Source organism: Brevibacillus parabrevis (assembly GCF_003710905.1).
In the GTDB taxonomy this organism is placed as follows: domain Bacteria; phylum Bacillota; class Bacilli; order Brevibacillales; family Brevibacillaceae; genus Brevibacillus; species Brevibacillus parabrevis.
In genome coordinates, this window is record NZ_RHHV01000006.1 from 227,514 (window position 1) to 245,816 (window position 18,303).

General features: G+C 54.4%; 13 protein-coding genes. 6 read left to right on the forward strand and 7 right to left on the reverse strand.

The genetic code is table 11. The annotated features are described in order from the left end of the window. The first annotated feature begins 255 nt into the window (after nucleotides 1–255). The 4 genes from EDM60_RS07495 (at nucleotide 256) to EDM60_RS28475 (ending at nucleotide 5,985) form a co-directional block, all read left to right on the forward strand. Entirely contained in the window at nucleotides 256–1,299 is a 1,044-nt protein-coding gene (locus EDM60_RS07495; RefSeq protein WP_122963405.1) for a DUF4855 domain-containing protein, read from the forward strand. A 77-nt stretch (nucleotides 1,300–1,376) separates the two neighbouring features. Continuing rightward, nucleotides 1,377–2,981, forward strand: a complete 1,605-nt coding sequence (locus tag EDM60_RS07500; RefSeq protein ID WP_122963406.1) for an SWIM zinc finger family protein — start codon at nucleotides 1,377–1,379, stop codon at nucleotides 2,979–2,981. Beyond that, nucleotides 2,978–5,845, forward strand: coding sequence for a DEAD/DEAH box helicase (locus tag EDM60_RS07505; protein ID WP_122963407.1), 2,868 nt, complete (start codon nucleotides 2,978–2,980; stop codon nucleotides 5,843–5,845). The genes EDM60_RS07500 and EDM60_RS07505 overlap by 4 nt, the downstream gene beginning before the upstream one ends. Before the next feature lie 2 nt (nucleotides 5,846–5,847). After that, nucleotides 5,848–5,985: a hypothetical protein gene (locus EDM60_RS28475; RefSeq protein ID WP_167470250.1), complete on the forward strand. Its 138-nt coding sequence runs from the start codon at nucleotides 5,848–5,850 to the stop codon at nucleotides 5,983–5,985. A 66-nt stretch (nucleotides 5,986–6,051) separates the two neighbouring features. Here the strand turns inward: EDM60_RS28475 and EDM60_RS07510 are convergent, their stop codons facing one another. The 4 genes from EDM60_RS07510 to EDM60_RS07525 all read right to left on the reverse strand — a co-directional run bounded on the left by EDM60_RS07510 (nucleotide 6,052) and on the right by EDM60_RS07525 (nucleotide 12,061). Continuing rightward, nucleotides 6,052–8,304 carry an EAL domain-containing protein gene (locus tag EDM60_RS07510; protein WP_122963408.1) on the reverse strand — a complete coding sequence of 751 codons (2,253 nt, stop codon included), beginning with the start codon at nucleotides 8,302–8,304 and terminating at the stop codon, nucleotides 6,052–6,054. A 184-nt stretch (nucleotides 8,305–8,488) separates the two neighbouring features. Next, the gene (locus EDM60_RS07515) at nucleotides 8,489–9,274 is read right to left on the reverse strand and encodes an IucA/IucC family C-terminal-domain containing protein (protein ID WP_122963409.1); all 786 of its coding nucleotides are present in this window, start codon (nucleotides 9,272–9,274) and stop codon (nucleotides 8,489–8,491) included. Between the two features lie 91 nt (nucleotides 9,275–9,365). Next, the gene (locus tag EDM60_RS07520) at nucleotides 9,366–11,114 is read right to left on the reverse strand and encodes an ABC transporter ATP-binding protein (protein WP_122963410.1); all 1,749 of its coding nucleotides are present in this window, start codon (nucleotides 11,112–11,114) and stop codon (nucleotides 9,366–9,368) included. 197 nt (nucleotides 11,115–11,311) lie between these two features. Further along, entirely contained in the window at nucleotides 11,312–12,061 is a 750-nt protein-coding gene (locus EDM60_RS07525) for a YheC/YheD family protein (protein ID WP_122963411.1), read from the reverse strand. A gap of 414 nt (nucleotides 12,062–12,475) precedes the next feature. Between EDM60_RS07525 and EDM60_RS07530 the strand changes: the two genes are divergently transcribed. After that, complete coding sequence (locus EDM60_RS07530) at nucleotides 12,476–13,930, forward strand: SulP family inorganic anion transporter (RefSeq protein WP_122963412.1); 1,455 nt, start codon at nucleotides 12,476–12,478, stop codon at nucleotides 13,928–13,930. Between the two features lie 226 nt (nucleotides 13,931–14,156). Next, nucleotides 14,157–15,386, forward strand: coding sequence for an MFS transporter (locus tag EDM60_RS07535; RefSeq protein WP_122963413.1), 1,230 nt, complete (start codon nucleotides 14,157–14,159; stop codon nucleotides 15,384–15,386). A gap of 153 nt (nucleotides 15,387–15,539) precedes the next feature. Here EDM60_RS07535 and EDM60_RS07540 read toward each other — a convergent pair whose 3' ends face one another. The 3 genes from EDM60_RS07540 to EDM60_RS07550 form a co-directional block, all read right to left on the reverse strand. Then, entirely contained in the window at nucleotides 15,540–16,166 is a 627-nt protein-coding gene (locus tag EDM60_RS07540) for a LysE family translocator (protein ID WP_122963414.1), read from the reverse strand. A gap of 96 nt (nucleotides 16,167–16,262) precedes the next feature. Beyond that, nucleotides 16,263–17,600 (reverse strand): sensor histidine kinase, encoded by a 1,338-nt coding sequence (locus EDM60_RS07545; RefSeq protein ID WP_122963415.1) that lies wholly within the window; start codon nucleotides 17,598–17,600, stop codon nucleotides 16,263–16,265. 7 nt (nucleotides 17,601–17,607) lie between these two features. Beyond that, the gene (locus EDM60_RS07550; protein ID WP_122963416.1) at nucleotides 17,608–18,297 is read right to left on the reverse strand and encodes a response regulator transcription factor; all 690 of its coding nucleotides are present in this window, start codon (nucleotides 18,295–18,297) and stop codon (nucleotides 17,608–17,610) included. Between the last annotated feature and the right edge of the window lie 6 nt (nucleotides 18,298–18,303).

An 18,303-nucleotide genomic window follows, 5' to 3' on the forward strand; every position in this document is an offset into this window, starting at 1 on the left:
AGCTTTCCCCGCTTGGCAAAAAAATAGCCAGCCGTTTTTCCTGGCTGGCTGGCGAATCCGCCCTTGTTTTCCTGCTAAAATACGGGCTATCCCCAAAACACGGTCAAAATAATGCCGACGGTAATCACAGACGACATCGTCAGTCGCCACACCCATCCCGCCAAAAAATGAAGCTTCTTTTCGCAAATGGAGGTACATACGTGTTAGCGAAGGTTTCTTTTCGCCATGAATCCGAGGAAAAAGAGGTGTTGCATCATGGCCCCCTACCCTTCGCTGCGAAACAGCCCGATCGATCAACTTTTCCTCACGTATACTGGCTACAGCATCGGCACGGACGGAACGCCGCACTATCAGTTTTGGGAGTGTACCGACTTTCTTCCTCTGCTGTTTCACACGGACCCGGCAACCGGGCTGACAGATGGTGTCATGTTCACCGATTTTCTCTTTTTGGCTCTCGGCATTTTGAACCAGTCGGGAGAAGGACGCTTTTTGGCGCGACATGACAAGGCACCCGCCAACTGGAACGAATGGCTGCGCTATATGGATGAGCTGTTTTTGTGCGACCGGAACCTGGATGCCTTGTGCCAGGCGGTGCGCTGTTCGCCGTTGTCGCGCACGAATGTGTGGATTGCGCTGCCTTACCCGAATCCGCAAGTTTTCGGTGACGACGAGTGCCGCATCCAGGCTGTCGTCGACTGGATGTGCCTGTTTCTTGAGCGCTGGGCGACAAAGCCGTGGCAAGATTGCCTATGCCTGAGAGGTTTTTACTGGCTTCAGGAAAGCTTGTACTTCCAAGGGCCAGAGTACGACGATCGGCGGGTGATTCAGGCTGTCAACGCGGCGATCCACAGCTGCAAAATGGCTGGGCAACCGCTCCGCAGCATCTGGATTCCGTACCAGCAGGCGGCTGGCTGGAACGAATGGTCACAGCTCGGCTTCGACCTCGCCTTTTTGCAGCCCAATGCTTACTTCAATCCGAAAAAAAGTCTGGATGCGGCGGCGGTTGCCAGCTACGACCGGCAAATGGGCGTCGAAATCGAATTTGACCTCGGCGTGACTTATGATCAGGACAAACGGGCGCGACTGCTGGAATATTTGCGGGCCGGAGCTGCTGGCGGAACAGATCGGCAAGGCCAAAGCTACGGGCCGTTCCAATACGATTCGCCGCTCGCCTGGTACACGGGCGGCTGGTTTTTTGGCAAAAACGGGCGCAAACAGGCAATGGTCAGCCTGTACCAATCGGGCGATCCGCTTTATGAGCAGCTGTTCTACTTTTTAAATGGAATGACGCCACCGTAAATACGCTTGTTTTTTCCATTCACCCGACTTTTGCGTTATAATGGAGGGATGACACTTCGTTCGGAGGATCAAAGCAGATGTTGCAAAGAGAGTTGACACGGGAACAGGCGATAGCTGTTGCAGAGCAAGTCCTGCAACATGTGGAAGGCACGATTATCGAGCGTGGGTATTCGTACTTTTCCGATGGGGTTGTTTTCAATACGCGCGTCGAGAATAACCGCACACTATGCAGCGATGTGCAAGGATCACAAGTGTACCATGTGCGCCTCGATTTGGAGGAAGTGCAAGGCAGCTCCTGTACCTGCCCCTACACCCGTCTTTGCAAGCACATCGCGGCGACTTTTTTTCAAATGTATAGCGTCTTTGAAAACCCGCGCCATTTTTTGGGCAAAGCCCAGCAGCCACGCCGGGCGACATTTTCACCTGCCATGCTCATCCCGAACTATCGGCCAGCGGTCAGCCCGCCGCAAGGAAACGAGAGCGCTCCTGTGCAATCAGGGCTTACCGCAGCCAGTTCCGTTCACGACTGGTGGGCCTTTTTCGAGAGCTGGACGCGCAATTTGTTATCGGCGATGGAATCGTTCCGCGCTTCCTCCGAGATTTTTTCCAGCTATCAAAACGTGTTGTCCGTGACCGCTGGCTGGCCGACCGAACGCGCCCAACTGTTCCACATCCACGCCAATTTGTTTCACCTGCAAAAATTGCAGCAATACGTCCAAACGTATCGGCAGTCCCACTGGTACCCGGATCTCGCCCAAACCGCGGAACGATTGCTGGAGCAATTGGAGGGCGCGATCTATTTCTCCGATCGGCAGGCTTTGTGGAGCAAACATCGGCTTGCGCTGGAAGAGACGCTCACGATCATCCGCCGTTGGAAGGAAAACGACCTCTCCTCGCTTTATTGGGTGTACGCCTATCGCCTGGTCTGGTGGTCGCTGCTTGACGCCCCCGAGTGGATCGAGCAGGAGAAAGCGGAGCTTGACGAGACGATCGCTTCGCCTAATACGTCAGAGGCGGTGCTGGAAAAAGCCCGCTTGCTTCGCGCCCACTTTTCCGTGATGGATCGGCAGGACGATCTCGCCTTGGCTGTCTGGATGCCCATGCGTCGCCTGCCCCTGGCCTTTTATTTGCCGTACATGAAAGCTTTTGCCCGCGAAGCGCAGTGGCAACGTTTCCTGGACTGGACAACAGCCCTTACCGGACGGATCGGCCAGGCAGAAGCGCAGCAGTACCGCTTTGTGCTCACGGTCTGGCGGGAAGCGATGAAACAGGTCGGTCGAGAAGCCGAGTGCGGAGCGATGCTGAAAACGTTTTTGCCCAGCAGCTATCCCGAATACGCGCTCTATTTGTATGAGGAAAAGCAGTTCAAGTCATGGATCGACTTGCAGATGTCTTTTCGGGTCCCTTTTGCCGATCTCTCGGCTGTCCAGTTGAAAGAGATCGAGGAAGCCGATCCCGCTCTGTTGTATCCGTACTATGTGCGTGAAGTGAATCGGCTGATTCGCGAGCGCAATCGCACGGCTTACAAAGAAGCGATCAAACTGTTGAAAAGAGGGCGCGCCACTTACGCCAAGGCAGATCAGGAGGCCGACTGGGAACGCTTCGTGGACAGACTGTCTGCCAAGCACAACCGCCTGCGGGCTTTCCAGGAGGAGCTAAGGAGAGGAAATCTGAATCTATGAACACGGTTACAACCATGGTGCTAACAGCGGAGCTTTTGGCAGACGGCCGTTTTCTCATCGCCGGATGCGATCAAGAAGGTCAGGCAATCGATCCGGAGGAGGTTGCGGCAGCGCTTTTTGCCTGGGATGAATCATCCTACTACGGCACATTTGTGGAAAAAAACGAGCAAGGCTTGCTGCTCAGTCCGCTGGAGGCCCTGTCCTTTTTTTCCGATCCGCCATGGCTCTTGCACGGGAGTTACTCTGTGGACGAGCGTTTTGCGGAGTACCGCGATGCGGCTGTCACACTGACGCATACGCTTGCCGCCGGTGCCATCCTCCCCGATTTTGCCGAATGGAAACGGGGGCGGTTTGGCTGGAAAGCGGAGCCTGCTCCTTCGACGCTCCCCTCCTACGGCGACAGGTGGCTCTCGCACGTCCTCGAAGAATTGGTCGATGCGCCTGGAGAAGTCGGTCGTGCCTGGGATCAGCTTGTCGCCCATTTTCCCGCTCTGTTGGTTGCGGGCGACGAGCTTTCCGTCCATTTGCAAGAAGGAGAATGGCTGCAATCGATCGGCTGGCTCCCGGATGTGACGCCGTTTCGCACTTGTTTGCAAATTATCGAGCCTGCCCATTCGGAAAGCGACTGGCTGCTGCAAATTTACTTGCAGGACCGGGAAGAACCGGATCGGCTGTTCGTGATCGAGCCTCATTTGTTGGGGGCGGCTACTGCGCAAATGGCGAAAATCCCGCTGGAATGGAAAGAGCATTGGCGGCGCCTGCAGAGCGATCTGGAAAAATGCCGCGAGATTTTTCCTTGGCAACGATCCGGTGCAGGTGAACGGACTGAACTGCGCACCCAGCTCACGAATGAGGAGGCGTGGATTTTTCTTACCTCTTGCAGCCTGCAACTCGTGCAAGCGGGCATTCACGTCTTTTTGCCCGCCTGGTGGGAGCAAGTACGCCGGGTCAAACCAAAGCTCAAGGCAAAAGTTTCCTCGTCTGTCGGTGCGAGCAGACAGTCTTTTCTCGGCATCTCCCAAGTCATGGACTTCGAATGGAAGCTCGCCCTCGGGCCTGTCGAGCTGAGCGAAGAAGAGTTTGCCCAACTGATTCGCCAAAAGCAACGGCTGCTGAAAATAAGAGGGCATTGGGTTCAGCTCACGCCCGATCTGTTTGCTGAGCTTCAGCAAGCGTTGCAAAAAACGAACGCCAAAAACGGCCTGACCTTGCGCGACGTGATGAGCATGCATCTCACCACCAATACCGAGGTCGAGGAATCGCCTGACGACCACGATCCGGATGAACCGTACCCGCTCACCGTGGAAATCCAGCTCAATGCCCATCTGCTGGAGCTGATGCACCGTTTGCAGGAGACGAAGCGCATCCCGATTTTGCCCCAGCCGGACGCTTTTCACGGGACGCTGCGCAACTATCAGTTGGAAGGAAGCTCGTGGCTGTTGTTTTTGCGGCAATTCGGCTTGGGAGCGTGTCTCGCTGACGACATGGGGCTGGGAAAAACGGTGCAGTTCATTACGTACTTGCTGCACGTAAAGGCTTCCGGCGCGAGCCAGTCGCCTTCGCTGCTCATCTGTCCGACGTCGGTCATCGGCAATTGGCAGAAGGAATTGCAGCGGTTTGCCCCTTCGTTGAAAGTGTTCATTCACTATGGGAACAATCGTCCCAAAAAAGCAGAGTTCGAGCCTGCCATCGCGGGGGCCGATCTGGTTATCACGTCCTATGCCCTCTCCCATCTCGACGAACAGGAGCTGTCCACGATCACCTGGAGTACGATTTGTCTGGACGAGGCGCAAAACATCAAAAACGCCTACACGAAGCAGGCATCCGCCGTCAGGGACTTGAAGGCGTGGCACCGCATCGCGCTGACGGGAACGCCGATCGAAAATCGATTGAGCGAGCTTTGGTCGATCTTTGATTTCCTCAATCCCGGCTATTTGGGCAGTCTGAGCGAATTTACGCACCGCTTTGTGCAGCCGATTGAGCGCGACCGCGATCAGCAGCTGATTCAGACCGTGCAGCGGCTCATTCAGCCGTTTTTGCTGCGCCGGGCCAAGACCGATCCAGCCATCCAGCTTGATCTGCCGGAGAAAAACGAGAGCAAGGAATACGTTCCGTTGACCGCCGAGCAAGGTGCGCTCTATGAAACAGCGATTCAGGAAATGTTTTCGCGGATGGAAAACGTCTCCGCCATGGAACGGCGCGGTCTGATTCTCACGACATTGACCCGGTTGAAGCAGCTGTGCGACCATCCCGCGCTGATCTTGAACGAGATCACGACTGCAGATGAAGCAAGCCGCTCCCACAAGCTCGAAAGACTTCTGGAGTTGATCGAGGAAATTCGGCAAAAAAACGAGCGCTGCCTGATCTTCACGCAGTATATCGAAATGGGCAATTTGCTCCAGCGCGTGTTGACGCGCGAAGGCTACGGTCCGGTGTTCTTTTTGAACGGGGCGACCAAAAAGGAAAAGCGCGACGAGATGATCACCCGCTTCCAGGATACGTCCCTGCCCGATGAGGAACGCGGCGCTATCTTTATTCTTTCGCTGCGCGCGGGCGGCACAGGGTTGAACCTGACCGAAGCCAACCACGTCATTCACGTCGACCGCTGGTGGAATCCGGCTGTGGAAAACCAGGCTACCGACCGGGCGCACCGGATCGGGCAACGCCGCAATGTCCAAGTGTACAAGTTCATTTCACTCGGCACCATCGAAGAGCGGATTGATGAAATGATGGAGCGGAAGCTGTCGCTCAGCCAGCAAATCGTCAGCAGCAGCCAGGAAGCGTGGATCACAGAGCTGTCTACGGCTGAGCTGCGCGAGCTGTTCGCCCTGCGCCACGATTGGAACGATACGAAAGGACTGTGACCATGAACTCTCCAGATGAAGAAAAAACTTCTGTTCCCGTGTCCTCTGACCAGCAAAAGGCAGACTTGCCCGACGTCTGGAAACGGTTTTTGCAGACGATCCAGACCCGGTTTGCCGAGCAAAAGCGCCCTCGTCCATGACAATGCGCAAAAGGTCCGACCTGCCAGCCTGGCGTTCGGACCTTTTGCTTTTTCAGTCTATTCGCTTCAAGCCGTATCCGGCGGCCGATTCAAAGGGAAGTACACTTCAACCGTCGTACCTTTGTTGGGCGTGCTGGAAAAATGAATGTACCCGTCGTGATACTGAATAATTTTATAAGTAATCATTAGGCCAAGCCCTGTCCCCTTTTCTTTTGTACTGTAAAAAGGCTCACCCAGCCGCTGCAATCTCTCTTCCGACATGCCGCAGCCTTTGTCCACAATCCGAATCAAGATGTGCTCGTGCTCTGTCCGCAAAGCCTTGATCCGAATCGGGCCTCCATCTGGCATGGACTCTACGGCATTGGACAGCAGATTGATGAAGACTTGCCTGATTTGGCTTTGATCGCCCCACAGACGTATCCCCTCCACCTCTTCCACATCCAGCAGCAGTTGATGGTTCGGTGCCTCTTCCTGGACCATCCGGGCAACGCCGCGCAACAAGTTTGCGATGGACAGCGCTTCAAACTGATGCGATCTTTTCTGGGTCAAAAACACAAACTCGCGCAAAATGCTTTCCAATTGGTGAAACTCCGCGAGCATGATATCGAAATATTCATTCTTCCATTGATCACGTCGCAACAGCTGGACGAAACCTTTGATCGAGGTAACCGGATTTCTGATTTCGTGCGCTACTCCTGCGGCCAGCTGACCAACGACCGTCAGCTTGTCCATTTTGCGCAAAAACTCCTCCGCTTGCACCTGGGCTGTACTGTTGCGAATGATGAAAACGACTTGCGACACTTCTCCTTGCTCGCTCTGGACAGGCGTTCCTTTTGCCTCCAAAATGAGCTTGCTGCCATTTTTATGCTGGCAGGAGAACGTAATCAGCCGCGGCAGCTTCCACTCCATAATTTCCTGAAACGTCTGCCAAACCCGTTTCAACTGTTCGGCTGGCAATAAGTTTTGCAGGTTTTGATGCAGGAGAACTTCCGGAGCTACCTCCAGCACGGCGCGAACGGACGGCGACACGTATGTAACATATCCGTGGCAATCGATGACCACGATCATATCCGATATGTTTTCCGCTATCAGACGGTACTTGGCTTCGCTTACCCGCTTTGCTTCTTCTGCTTTTTTCAGTTCGGTGATGTCGACACAGGAGGCAATCACTTCCTTCACACGGCCATCGCGAAAAATCGGCCGCATGGCTGCCAGATAGCAGACGCCATTGACGACACCTTCGTATGTGACATGTTCTTCGCCACTCCATGCCCGCTCGTAATACATCGTCTTGCGCAGAGCCTCCTGCATCGGTAAAATATCGCGCAACTCGCTGCCTACCACTTGCTCTGGCGTCAAGCCGATGCGATAGATCAATTCTCCGGCGCAAAACGTGTGGATGAACGTCGCGTCCTGTTTGCGAAACGTAAATGTCATTCCTTGCTGATTGCGCATCACCTCTCGCAAGTAGACGAAAGGCTCGCCCCGCTCCTTGTGTGCATGCACGGCCAGGTCAAGCATGGCTTTTCCTTGTTCTCGCATTCGCACTTCCAGCTCGTCGGCCGAAAGCGGTTCACAAAAATAATGACCTTGTGCGAGATCGCAATCCAGTTTCAGCAAAAGCTCCACTTGCTCGCGATGCTCTACGCCATCGACTGTCGCCTGGATATCCATGGCTCGTGCGACCGCCAAAAGCGATTTGACCGCCATCTCCTGAGCAGAATCTGTCGTCGCTTGCTGGATCAGGGAGGAATCTATTTTCAACTTATCCAAAGGCATGCGCGAGATAACCGAGATAGAGCTGGCGCCTCTCCCAAAGTGGTCCAGACTTACCTGGACGCCAAGCTGCTTCAGTTGGGAAAGCACCATCATCCTCTCCCCATGCGTCTTTGCCTCTTCCGTAATTTCCAGTTCCAGATAGCGGGCAGGCAATTGACAATCGCGGAGAATCGCCTGGACGGTGTCCGCCAGTCCGACAGACTCAAAAGCATGCGCGGACAAATTAACCGCTATGACCAACGGCCCAAAACCGGCATCAATCCACTGCTTGCACTGCTCGCACGCTGCCCGCAAGACCCATTCTTCCAGCAGATGCACCACTCCGCTCCTTTTGGCAAGCCCAAGCAATGCTTTCGGCGACAAAAATCCCCGCTTTGGGTGGTGCCATTGGACAAGCGCCTCCACCCCCCTCATTCCTCCCGTTCTCAAATCGAAAAAAGGCTGGTAATGGAGCGTGAGCTTGCGGTTCACAATCGCTTGATACAAGTCTTCATCACTCTGCTTCTGCTCATCCTGGTCCATTGTTTGAATACGAACCACTTCCCTCCTATTGGTTAGTCATCAAGCACGATCAGCCATTTCAAGCTTTGCAATTCCGAACTATTCTGACTCTTTCTCTCTTTCTACTTTATAGGAAGAATGCATACCCTGTCCAGATATCCGCAACAACGACAAACACCCTCTCACAAGAAGAGGGTGCTTTTTGCCATGCTCTTTCGCTTGCTCAAGCTTGCAAGGCCGCTTGTCTGCGAACGGCGCGCGCGTCTTCCTTCAGCCGCGGACACGTATAGCAATATTGTCCTTCACCGGTCTGATAGTACAAACAGCATTGATTTTTCAGGCGTACCTTCTTGCTCGGATCGCGCATGTCTTCCACCCAACGCACTTTTACGTCGAACGGATTTTTGTCCAGACCGAAGCACGCTCCTTCGAGCTGCCGACAGAGCGAGTCGTAGTCATCACGCAAATGCTGCCGGACGCGCTCGTCTTGACTCTGCTCGACGAAGTAATCCAGATAGTAATTGAATCTGGTCGGCAACTGACCCCAGATCAGCTTTTCCGGGTTATCCGTAGCCTTGGCAAGCGACTGGATCAACGGTCGCAAACTATGCTGGTAAAACGCGCGGTATTGCTGATCCAGCCAAGCTGCACGCCCGGTTTCCGGTGCCTCGACTTTGTTCCATTCGTCTACGACAAAGGAAAACTGGGCATAGTCATCTGCAACGTAAAGCTGCACAGTCAGTTGATCGAGCGACAGGTGGAGCGAAACGTTCCACACCGACTGCATGTACTGCAATCCGAGCGCCACGCCGCCCAGCCAGCCCCCGATGTACGTGCCGACAGGTTTGCTGTCGTTGGCCTTGATGAGCGGAGCATACAGGCTGACCAGCTGATCCATGTTTTCCGGCTTCACCAGATCGCTCGCTTTCATGGAAAGCAGCGTATCCGCTCTCAGCTCTGACGTCAGGCGAAAATGCTCTGCTAAAAAATGTTCGTTCCAGCTTAACAAGCATGATCTTCCTTTCTTTTTTCGGTTGGGGAAAACGGCAAGGGTGACACCCATGAAGGTGCCCTCTTCACCGCAGTACACGAAAAATGGCTTATCTGGAAAAAGCGCTCTGCGTCTGCTCCAGGTACGAACCGAACTGCGCGTGGTACAACCGGCTGTAAATGCCGTCCTGGGCCAGCAGCTGCTCATGGTTCCCCTGCTCTGTGATGCCTTGCTCTGTCACGACAACGATGCGATCGGCATTTTTGATCGTCGCCAAGCGGTGGGCAATCACCAGTGTCGTCCGGCCTTGCGACAATTCCGCAAGCGATTGCTGGATCGCTGCTTCCGTCTCCGTGTCCAGCGCCGAGGTCGCTTCGTCCAGGATGAGAATCGGCGGGTTTTTCAAGAACATGCGGGCAATCGCGAGCCGTTGTTTTTGCCCCCCGGACAGCTTCACGCCGCGCTCGCCGATAACAGTATCCAAACCAGTCGGCTGCGAGCGGATAAAATCTTCCAGCTTGGCTCGCCGTGCTGCCTGCCAAATCTCTTCTTCCGATGCCTGCTGCTTGCCGTAGGCGATATTTTCCCGGATCGTGCCAGAGAACAAGAACACGTCCTGCTGTACGATCCCGATCTGGCTGCGCAGCGAAGCCAATGTCATTTTGCGGATATCCAGCCCGTCGATCGTAATGCTGCCATCCTGCACCTCGTAAAAACGCGGCAGCAAGCTGCACAATGTCGTCTTCCCAGCGCCGGACGGGCCGACAAAAGCTACCGTTTCCCCTGCGCGAATCTGCAAATCGATCTTTTGCAACACATTCGCTTCGTGCTCGTAACCGAACGAAACACCCTTGTATTCGATATCGCCCGCAAGTGCCTCGACCTTGACGGCATCGGGAGCATCGGCAATATCAGGCGCCGTATCCATGATTTCTATGTAACGCTTGAAACCGGCAATGCCTTTCGGGTAACTTTCGATGATCGCGTTGATTTTTTCCAACGGGCGGAAAAAGACGTTCGTCAACAGCAAAAACGCGACAAACTCCCCGTAGGAAAGCGAACCTTCGATGACGAACCAGCTTCCGCAAATCAGCACGAACAAAATGACCAGACGCATCAAAATGTAGCTGACCGAAGCGTTTTGCGCCATGATTTTGTAGGACAACAGCTTGGTCAGGCGAAAGCGCAGGTTGTTTTCCGCAAAGCGCTCCTTTTCAAAGCTTTCGTTGGCGAATGCCTGAATCACGCGCATACCGCCCACATTGTCTTCGACGCGGGCATTGAAATCAGCCATGTCGCCATACAAGCGGTGGAAAGCTTTCGTCATTTTGCGGTTGAAGTACACGACAAAAAACGTCATGATGGGGATCACCACAAACGTAAGCAACGCCATTTCTTCATTGATGCTGAACATCAAAATAAAGGCTCCAACCAGCGTCATGATTGCAATGAACAAATCCTCCGGCCCGTGGTGGGCAACCTCGCCAATTTCCATCAAGTCATTGGTCAGGCGAGACAACAGATGTCCTGTCTTCGTATTGTCGAAAAAGCGGAAGGACAGCTTCTGGATATGGTCATACAACTGTTTGCGCATATCCGTCTCGATGTTAATGCCTAGCATGTGCCCCCAATACGTCACGACGTAGTTCATCCCGGCATTGATTGCGTACAGGACGAGCAGCCCGAGACAGGCCCACATGATCAGCTCCCAGTCTTTGCTTGGCAAAAGCTGGTCGACAACCATGTTCACAGCAAGCGGGAATCCCAGCTCCAGAAGAGCGACGAAAATCGCGCACGTAAAATCGAGCACAAACAATCCGCGATAAGGCCGGTAATAAGAAAAAAATCTGCGAAGCATCGCAGCCACTCCTCTCTCGTTGACAAGCTACATAAACACAGCTCCCCAATGTTTTTGAAAATCATTTTCATTATAGCTGGATTTCTTTTGAAGATCGATCAGGAATTTGCCAGTGATTTGCTGAAAGTGCAGTTTGCCAGGTGGGCTTGTCTGCTTTGGAAAAGCAAAAGACCGGACGGCCTTTTGCGCTCGCTGTCTCATTTCTTCCTGTTTCGATAGGCGCGTGCCAATCGTCTTATATTGCGATAAGGCGCTTTGTCCTTCAAGCGCAAAAACAGGACATGCGAAGGAACCTCATGATTCACTTCGATCAAATAAATTCGCCCTGAACGATCCACGGCGAAGTCGATGCCCAGCTCAGAGCGGCGCTTGAACTGGTTAAAATGTGCGCTGATCTCGTATCCAAGCTGGATCAGCCGCTTCGTGACACGCTCGATTTGTGCCTTGGACAGTGTCGGAGCCAGAGCCGTGCTGACTTTCAGCGCATAACCGCCCCCGCGGCGCACATTCGTAATGATGCTGTCCTTCCCTGCCACTTTTGCCAGCATCGCGGCAAATTCCCACTTCCCGGCGGCATTGCGCATCATCATGACCCGGATATCAAACCGCCTGCCGTGCACTTTGGCGAGCGGAATGGTTTTTTGGATAATATGCCGGGTGCTGCCGCTTTTTTGGCGAACCTTTTTGTACAGTTGATCAATCGAGCTGGCGTGCTTTTGGGAACCCTTTTCTTTCACAAATGTGTAGCGGCCCTTTTCCTTCCACGCCTTGATTACGCCCCTGCCCATGTGCTCGTTGTCCGGCTTGATGAATACGGAGGAATAACGGGACATGTAATCGCGCAGCGTTTTGCGGCTGAATATCGCAGTGGGCGGCAAATACCTTCTCAAACTTGCGGAACGGGAGTAATAGTTGTGCAATGCCCACTTGGAGGAGTGAAACGGCATAAGCGTTAATCCCCTTTCCTGTGCAAAGTAGCCTTGCCAGTGTCTCTTTTGCCAATATATCTTTCCGGCGGCAAAGCGGCACGGCACTTCGCCAAAGACGGGACGATCGCCCCTATCCAAAGAAAGCCCGAAAAAGCATCCGCTTCGAACAAGAAGAAACGGCCAGCCATTTCGAGCCGTTTCGTTTCTGGCCATTGTACGCTTTCCCGGTTGGACGCGAGCTTCCTTCTGCTAGGCGCGACAGATCGCGATAAGCAGGAACCCCTCCGGCTGCTTCTGCTGCCCTTGTCTGCACCTGAACAAAAAAGGCTGGATATCGTGAGGGGTTTTTCTTATAATAGTGACTTGTGAAAAACGGCCCCGACTTTTCTGAAAGGGGAAAGTCACCATACTGAACAGAAAAGAGGTACCGTTTTGAATCTTACCCAATGGAAACTGGACTGGTTCGCAAACGTCCGCGCTGACGTGCTGGCTGGCGTTACCGTCGCGCTCGCTTTGATTCCCGAAGCGATTGCCTTCTCGATTATTGCCGGGGTCGATCCGATGGTCGGCTTGTACGCGTCTTTTTGCATTGCCGTGACGATTGCGTTTGTCGGCGGGCGTCCCGGGATGATCTCGGCTGCGACGGGTGCCATGGCCCTGCTGATGATTACGCTCGTCAAGGAACACGGGATCGAGTATTTGTTTGCAGCCACTATCCTGACCGGACTTTTGCAAATCGTATTCGGCGCCTGTAAAATCGGTCGCCTGATGACTTTTGTCCCGCACACCGTTGTGATCGGGTTTGTCAACGCGCTTGCGATTCTCATTTTCATGGCGCAACTGCCGCATTTTGTCGGGGCATCGTGGACGATGTACGCCATGCTGGCAGGGACGCTCGCGATTATTTACTTGTTGCCGCGCCTGACCAAAGCAGTACCGTCTGCTCTCGTCGCGATTGTCTTCATGACTGCCCTGACCATCCTCTGTGGACTGGATATGCGCACAGTCGGCGACATGGGCGAGATCACGCGCCAGCTCCCGCTGTTTCACGCCCCTGTGGTGCCGCTCGACATGGAAACGCTTTTGATCATTTTGCCGTATTCGCTTCCGCTCGCACTGGTCGGGATTTTGGAATCGCTCATGACTGCGGCGATTCTCGATGAGATGACGGATACGCGCAGCGATAAAAACAAGGAAGTCAAAGGGCAAGGAATCGCCAACATTGTCACCGGATTTTTCGGCGGGATGGCGGGTTGTGCCATGATCGGCCAGTCTGTGATCAACGTCAAATCTGGCGGGCGAGGCCGCTTGTCCACATTGGTAGCCGGCGTGTTTTTGCTGTTTTTGATTCTCGTCTTGGGCGATGTCGTGAAACAAATCCCGATGGCCGCGCTCGTCGGCGTCATGGTGATGGTTTCCATCGGCACTTTCAACTGGAAGTCTGTGCTCGACCTGCGAAAAATGCCGCTCGGCGATGCTGTCGTCATGGTCGCAACGGTTCTCGTCGTCGTAGCCACACACGATTTGGCAAAAGGCGTCCTCTCTGGCGTCGTGCTCAGCGCCCTGATTTTTGGCTGGAAAATGGCCCGGCTGCATTCCACTTCGTACAAGAGTGAGCTGGGCGAAAAAGTGTACGTCATTTCCGGGCAATTGTTCTTCGGCACGATGACGCATTTTATCGAGCAATTTGATTTTCAGGATGATCCAGGGCAAATTGTCATCGATTTTTCCCGCTCGCATGTCTGGGATATGTCAGCTGTAACCGCTATCTCCAAGGTCGTCGCCAAATACCGCGAGCTGGATAAATTCGTCGTGATCACAGGTTTGAACGAAGAAAGCAAACAGCTCGTGAATCAGCTCGGAATCAGCGTTCCGGCTGGACATTAACCACCGACAGCCCCCTCTTTTTGCAGGCAAAAGCGCACAGCTCGCTTGCGAAAAGAGGGGTTTTTTATGCGACTTTTTCATGCTTGTCGAACGTCAAGGTTTTTTGCTTATTTCAATTTTGCAATAGTCCGATCACAATTCTTGATTGGTCAGTACGGAAAACCAGTGCTAGAATGATCAATATTAAATTCCCCTGCTTCTATGCGGCAAAGGTTGTGACAGAAAGATGGAATTTTCATGGAAGCGCAATTTGTTTGTACTATGGGTCGGCGTCTTTTTTTGCAGCACGGCCTACTCGATCTCCATACCATTCTTGCCCATCTTCCTCCATACATCTTTGGGTGTTCACGAGCATTTGGAAGCCTGGTCTGGTATCTCGTTCGGCATTACGTTTTTGGCCAGCGCCCTGATCTCGCCGTACTGGGGCTCGCTGGCAGACAAATACGGGCGAAAACCGATGTTGATCCGCTCCGGTTTTAGCCTGGCTTTGCTGTATTTCCTGACTTACTTTATTACAGATCCTTACCTTTTCCTGGTACTGCGTGTGTTTCAGGGACTTCTGGCTGGATATGTTCCGGCAGCAATTGCCCTTGTAGCCACCAATACTCCGGAAAAAAACGTCGGCTACGCGCTCGGCGTCATGGCTACCTCCGGCGCAACAGGCGGGATTGTCGGGCCGCTGGTCGGCGGAGTCGTCAGCCATGCATGGGGCAATGCGGAAGCGTTCCTCTTCTCCGGCTGCGTGGTGCTCGTAGCGGCACTCATCGCTACCTTCCTCGTCAAGGAGACGAATATGAACCGCTCAGGCAGCCGTTCCAACGTCCGGGAGGATTTGCGCTCGGCCATCGCCAACCGCTCGCTGATGACGATTCTCGGGCTTAGCCTGATGGTGACGATCTCCGTCATGCTGCTGGAGCCGCTGTTGACGGTGTACGTCTTGCAGCTTGGCGCATCGCAGCAGGAAGCATCGCTCAGCGCCGGAATCATTTTCGCCGCGGTCGGAATCGCTACCGTCATTGCTGCGCCGCAGTGGGGTAAGCTCGGCGGCAAAGTCGGCTACACGAAAATTTTGTTCATCGGCTTGCTTGGCGGCGCGGTCGGCAACCTGTTGCAGTTTTTCTTCACCAGTCTGTCCGGCTTCGGGATTTTGCGCTTCGCGTACGGCTTGTTTTTTGCCGCGGTGTACCCTTCGATCAACGCGATGATTGTCAAGGTGACCGACCCTGAGTTCCGCGGCAGAGCGTTCAGTTTGAACCAATCCGTCAACCAGCTGGCGACCATGCTCGGCCCTGTGCTGGGCGGCGTGCTCGGCGGAATCATCCCGATCCGCTACGTGTTCATCATCAACGGGGTCGCTTTGCTCGCTACGGCTATCGTCATTCGCACGAAAAGGCCGGGCCAGCTCGGAAAGCAAGCGTCACCACAATCCTCCGACCCGCAGCTTGCAGCCAAATAGCGCAAAAAACTCCCTTCCGCTTTCGTCCGGCGAGATTGTCCGGTGTCAGCAGGAGGGAGTTTTTCGTGCTTTTTCGTGCTGTCGCACTGTGCAGTTGCCTTGCCAGCGGCTGTGATGGCTCTAGCGACCGCGAACATGCGGCTGCGGCCAACCTCACTTTTGTTGCAGAGCTACTTTCAAGCCAAGCAAAATGTAGACGGAGCCGATGATTTTTCCGCTCCAGCGGCCGAGCCAGGAGATGCGCTTGACCAAGTGCCCCAGCGGACGAACCGACAGGGCGATCAGCGTCGTGTAAAAAAATCCGAGAATCGCAAAAATCAGTCCCAGGATCAAAAACTGCACCACAGATGCTCCCCGCTCGGGATGGACGAACTGCGGCAAAAACGCGAGGAAAAACAGGGCTGTCTTCGGATTCAACAGCTCAGCCACGATTGCTTGCATATACGCCTTGCCCGGCGGCAAAGGCGACACTTTCGGCAGCTGCGGATCGCTCGGCTTTTCCATGATCGCCTTGATGCCCAAATAGACGAGGTACACAGCCCCGGCGATTTTCACGATGTTGAACGCCCATGCCGATGTCATCAAGATCGCCGACAAACCAACCGCGGCAAAAATCGTGTGAATGAAATCGCCCGTCGCGATCCCGAGTCCCGCCATGATGCCCGCCCGACGGCCGCCCTGAACAGTCCGTGTAGCCGTCAGCAGCACCGCAGGGCCGGGAATTAAAAAAAGGCCGATCACGACCGCCAAAAACGTGCTCATTGTCGCCAGATCAAACAAACAGCTCCCCTCCTCTTTCTCTCTCGTTGTCTATGGATGCTCTCATTATATCGCGCCGCGAGATTCGTGGCGACAGGATCATATGCTTACAACCGCCTAGCGCACCGGAAACAGCAGCGTAAACACAGTTCCTGCACCGAGGTTGCTTTCCACCGTAATCGTCCCGCCGTGCGCCTCCATGATCCCTTTGGCGATGGTCAGCCCCAGACCGGCTCCTCCCCGCTCTCGCGCACGCGAGCGATCTCCCCGGTAAAACCGTTCAAAGACGTGCGGCAGATCAGCCGGAGCGATTCCAGAGCCGTTGTCCCGTACGTCCAGCCTGACGGAATCTGCTGATTTTGCAATCGTCACGGCTATGCGACCGTTCGGCGCTGTATGCTTGCAAGCGTTCGTCAACAGGTTGGTGATGACTTGCGCGATTCGTTGCCTGTCGCCCGTAATCCACGCGTCCTGTCCGCCTTCCAGTTGAAACTGAATCGCGGAACGGGCAAAAGCGACATGCATCGCTTCGCTGACTTCCTCCACGATGGCCCGCAGCAAGACTGGTTCGCGGCGGATCGGCAACGCTCCCGCTTCTACCTGGATCACCTGATCCAAATCGTTCACCAGCCGAATCAACCGCAAAACTTCCGCGCGCGTACGCTCCAGATGCTTCGGGCTCGCTTCCCAGATTCCGTCGATCATCCCTTCCGTTTGCGCAAGCAGCGTATTGAGCGGAGTGCGCAGCTCGTGGGCGATGTCCGAAGTAAGCCTTTTGCGCAGCTCTTCCTGCTCGTTCAGACTCGCCACCAAATGGTTGAACGCCAGCACGAGGGAAGCCATCTCGTCTTTTTGTTCAGGCGCAGGCACGCGAACCTGCAAGTTCCCTCTCGCTACTTGCTGCGCGGCCGCGCTCACCTGCTCAACCGGACGGACCATGGAGCGAGCCAGCGGGATACAGAGCAGCACAACGAGCACGAGCAGGACTGCCGTCGTCCAAATCGCCGTATTTTTATGAGCCCATTGGAAATGTCCTTCCAGCGCCTTGTACGCATTTTGATCTTTGTGGCTGATGCCGATGCGCCCCACAACTGTCTGCTTGTCATCGTACAGCGTAATCGATTGGGTCGCACGGTCGAAGTCCGCTCCGGCACCCGTAACTTGCCCCCATTCCCCCAGCTTGCTTCCCTGCGGATCGTACAGGACGAGATGCAAACCCAGCACAGAGGAGATCGCTTCCAGCTGCCAAAAGGCTTGCCTGTCCCAGCCTTTGCTGTTCCGGTAGGCTGTCAAAGCTGCCTGGACAATCTCCTCGCTCTGTTGGCTCTTTACTTCATCCGTGTACATCAAAAAATGATCGTCCATCTCTTTGACGGCAAGCAGCGTCGTGATCAGGACGGCCCCCACGCCTACTGCCATGAAGGCGAGTGCCAGCTTCAGCCAAATCCGTTTCATCCGAACCTCATTTCTTCACCGGGACGTCAAACCGATAGCCCAGCCCGTATATCGTTTTAATGTAGACAGGCTGCTTCGGGTCGTCCTCGATTTTTTGCCGCAAATTTTTCACATGCGTGTCAATCGTGCGATCGTACCCTTCAAAATCGTAGCCAAGCACCTCGCGCACCAGCTCGTCCCTGCTCCACGTACGCCCAGGATGGCGAGCCAGCGTCGTGAGCAAGCGATACTCGTTCGGAGTGACATCCAGCGCGATGTTGTTTTTGCGAATCGTTTTGTCGCGAATGGAAATGATGAGCTGCCCTGCCGCAAACTCATCGCTCAGGGCTGAATAATCACCCGCTCGCCGCATGACAGCACGCACACGAGCAACCAGCTCGCGCGGACTGAACGGCTTGATCAAGTAGTCGTCCGCACCGATCTCCAAGCCATGAATCCGGTCTGCCTCCTGACTTTTTGCGGTCAGCATCAAAATCGGGACGCGGGAATGCTTGCGAATCCGCCGACAAACCTCTTCCCCGCTGACATCGGGAAGCATCAAATCGAGAATGATGCAATCGACCGCAGCCGAATCGGCGATCTGAATCGCGGTTTCGCCTGTCATCGCGGTCAACACGTGGTAGCCGTCTTTTTGCAAATACGATGTTAAAATTTCCAGAATTTGCGTCTCGTCATCGACCAGCAAAATGGTTGACATGCCCTG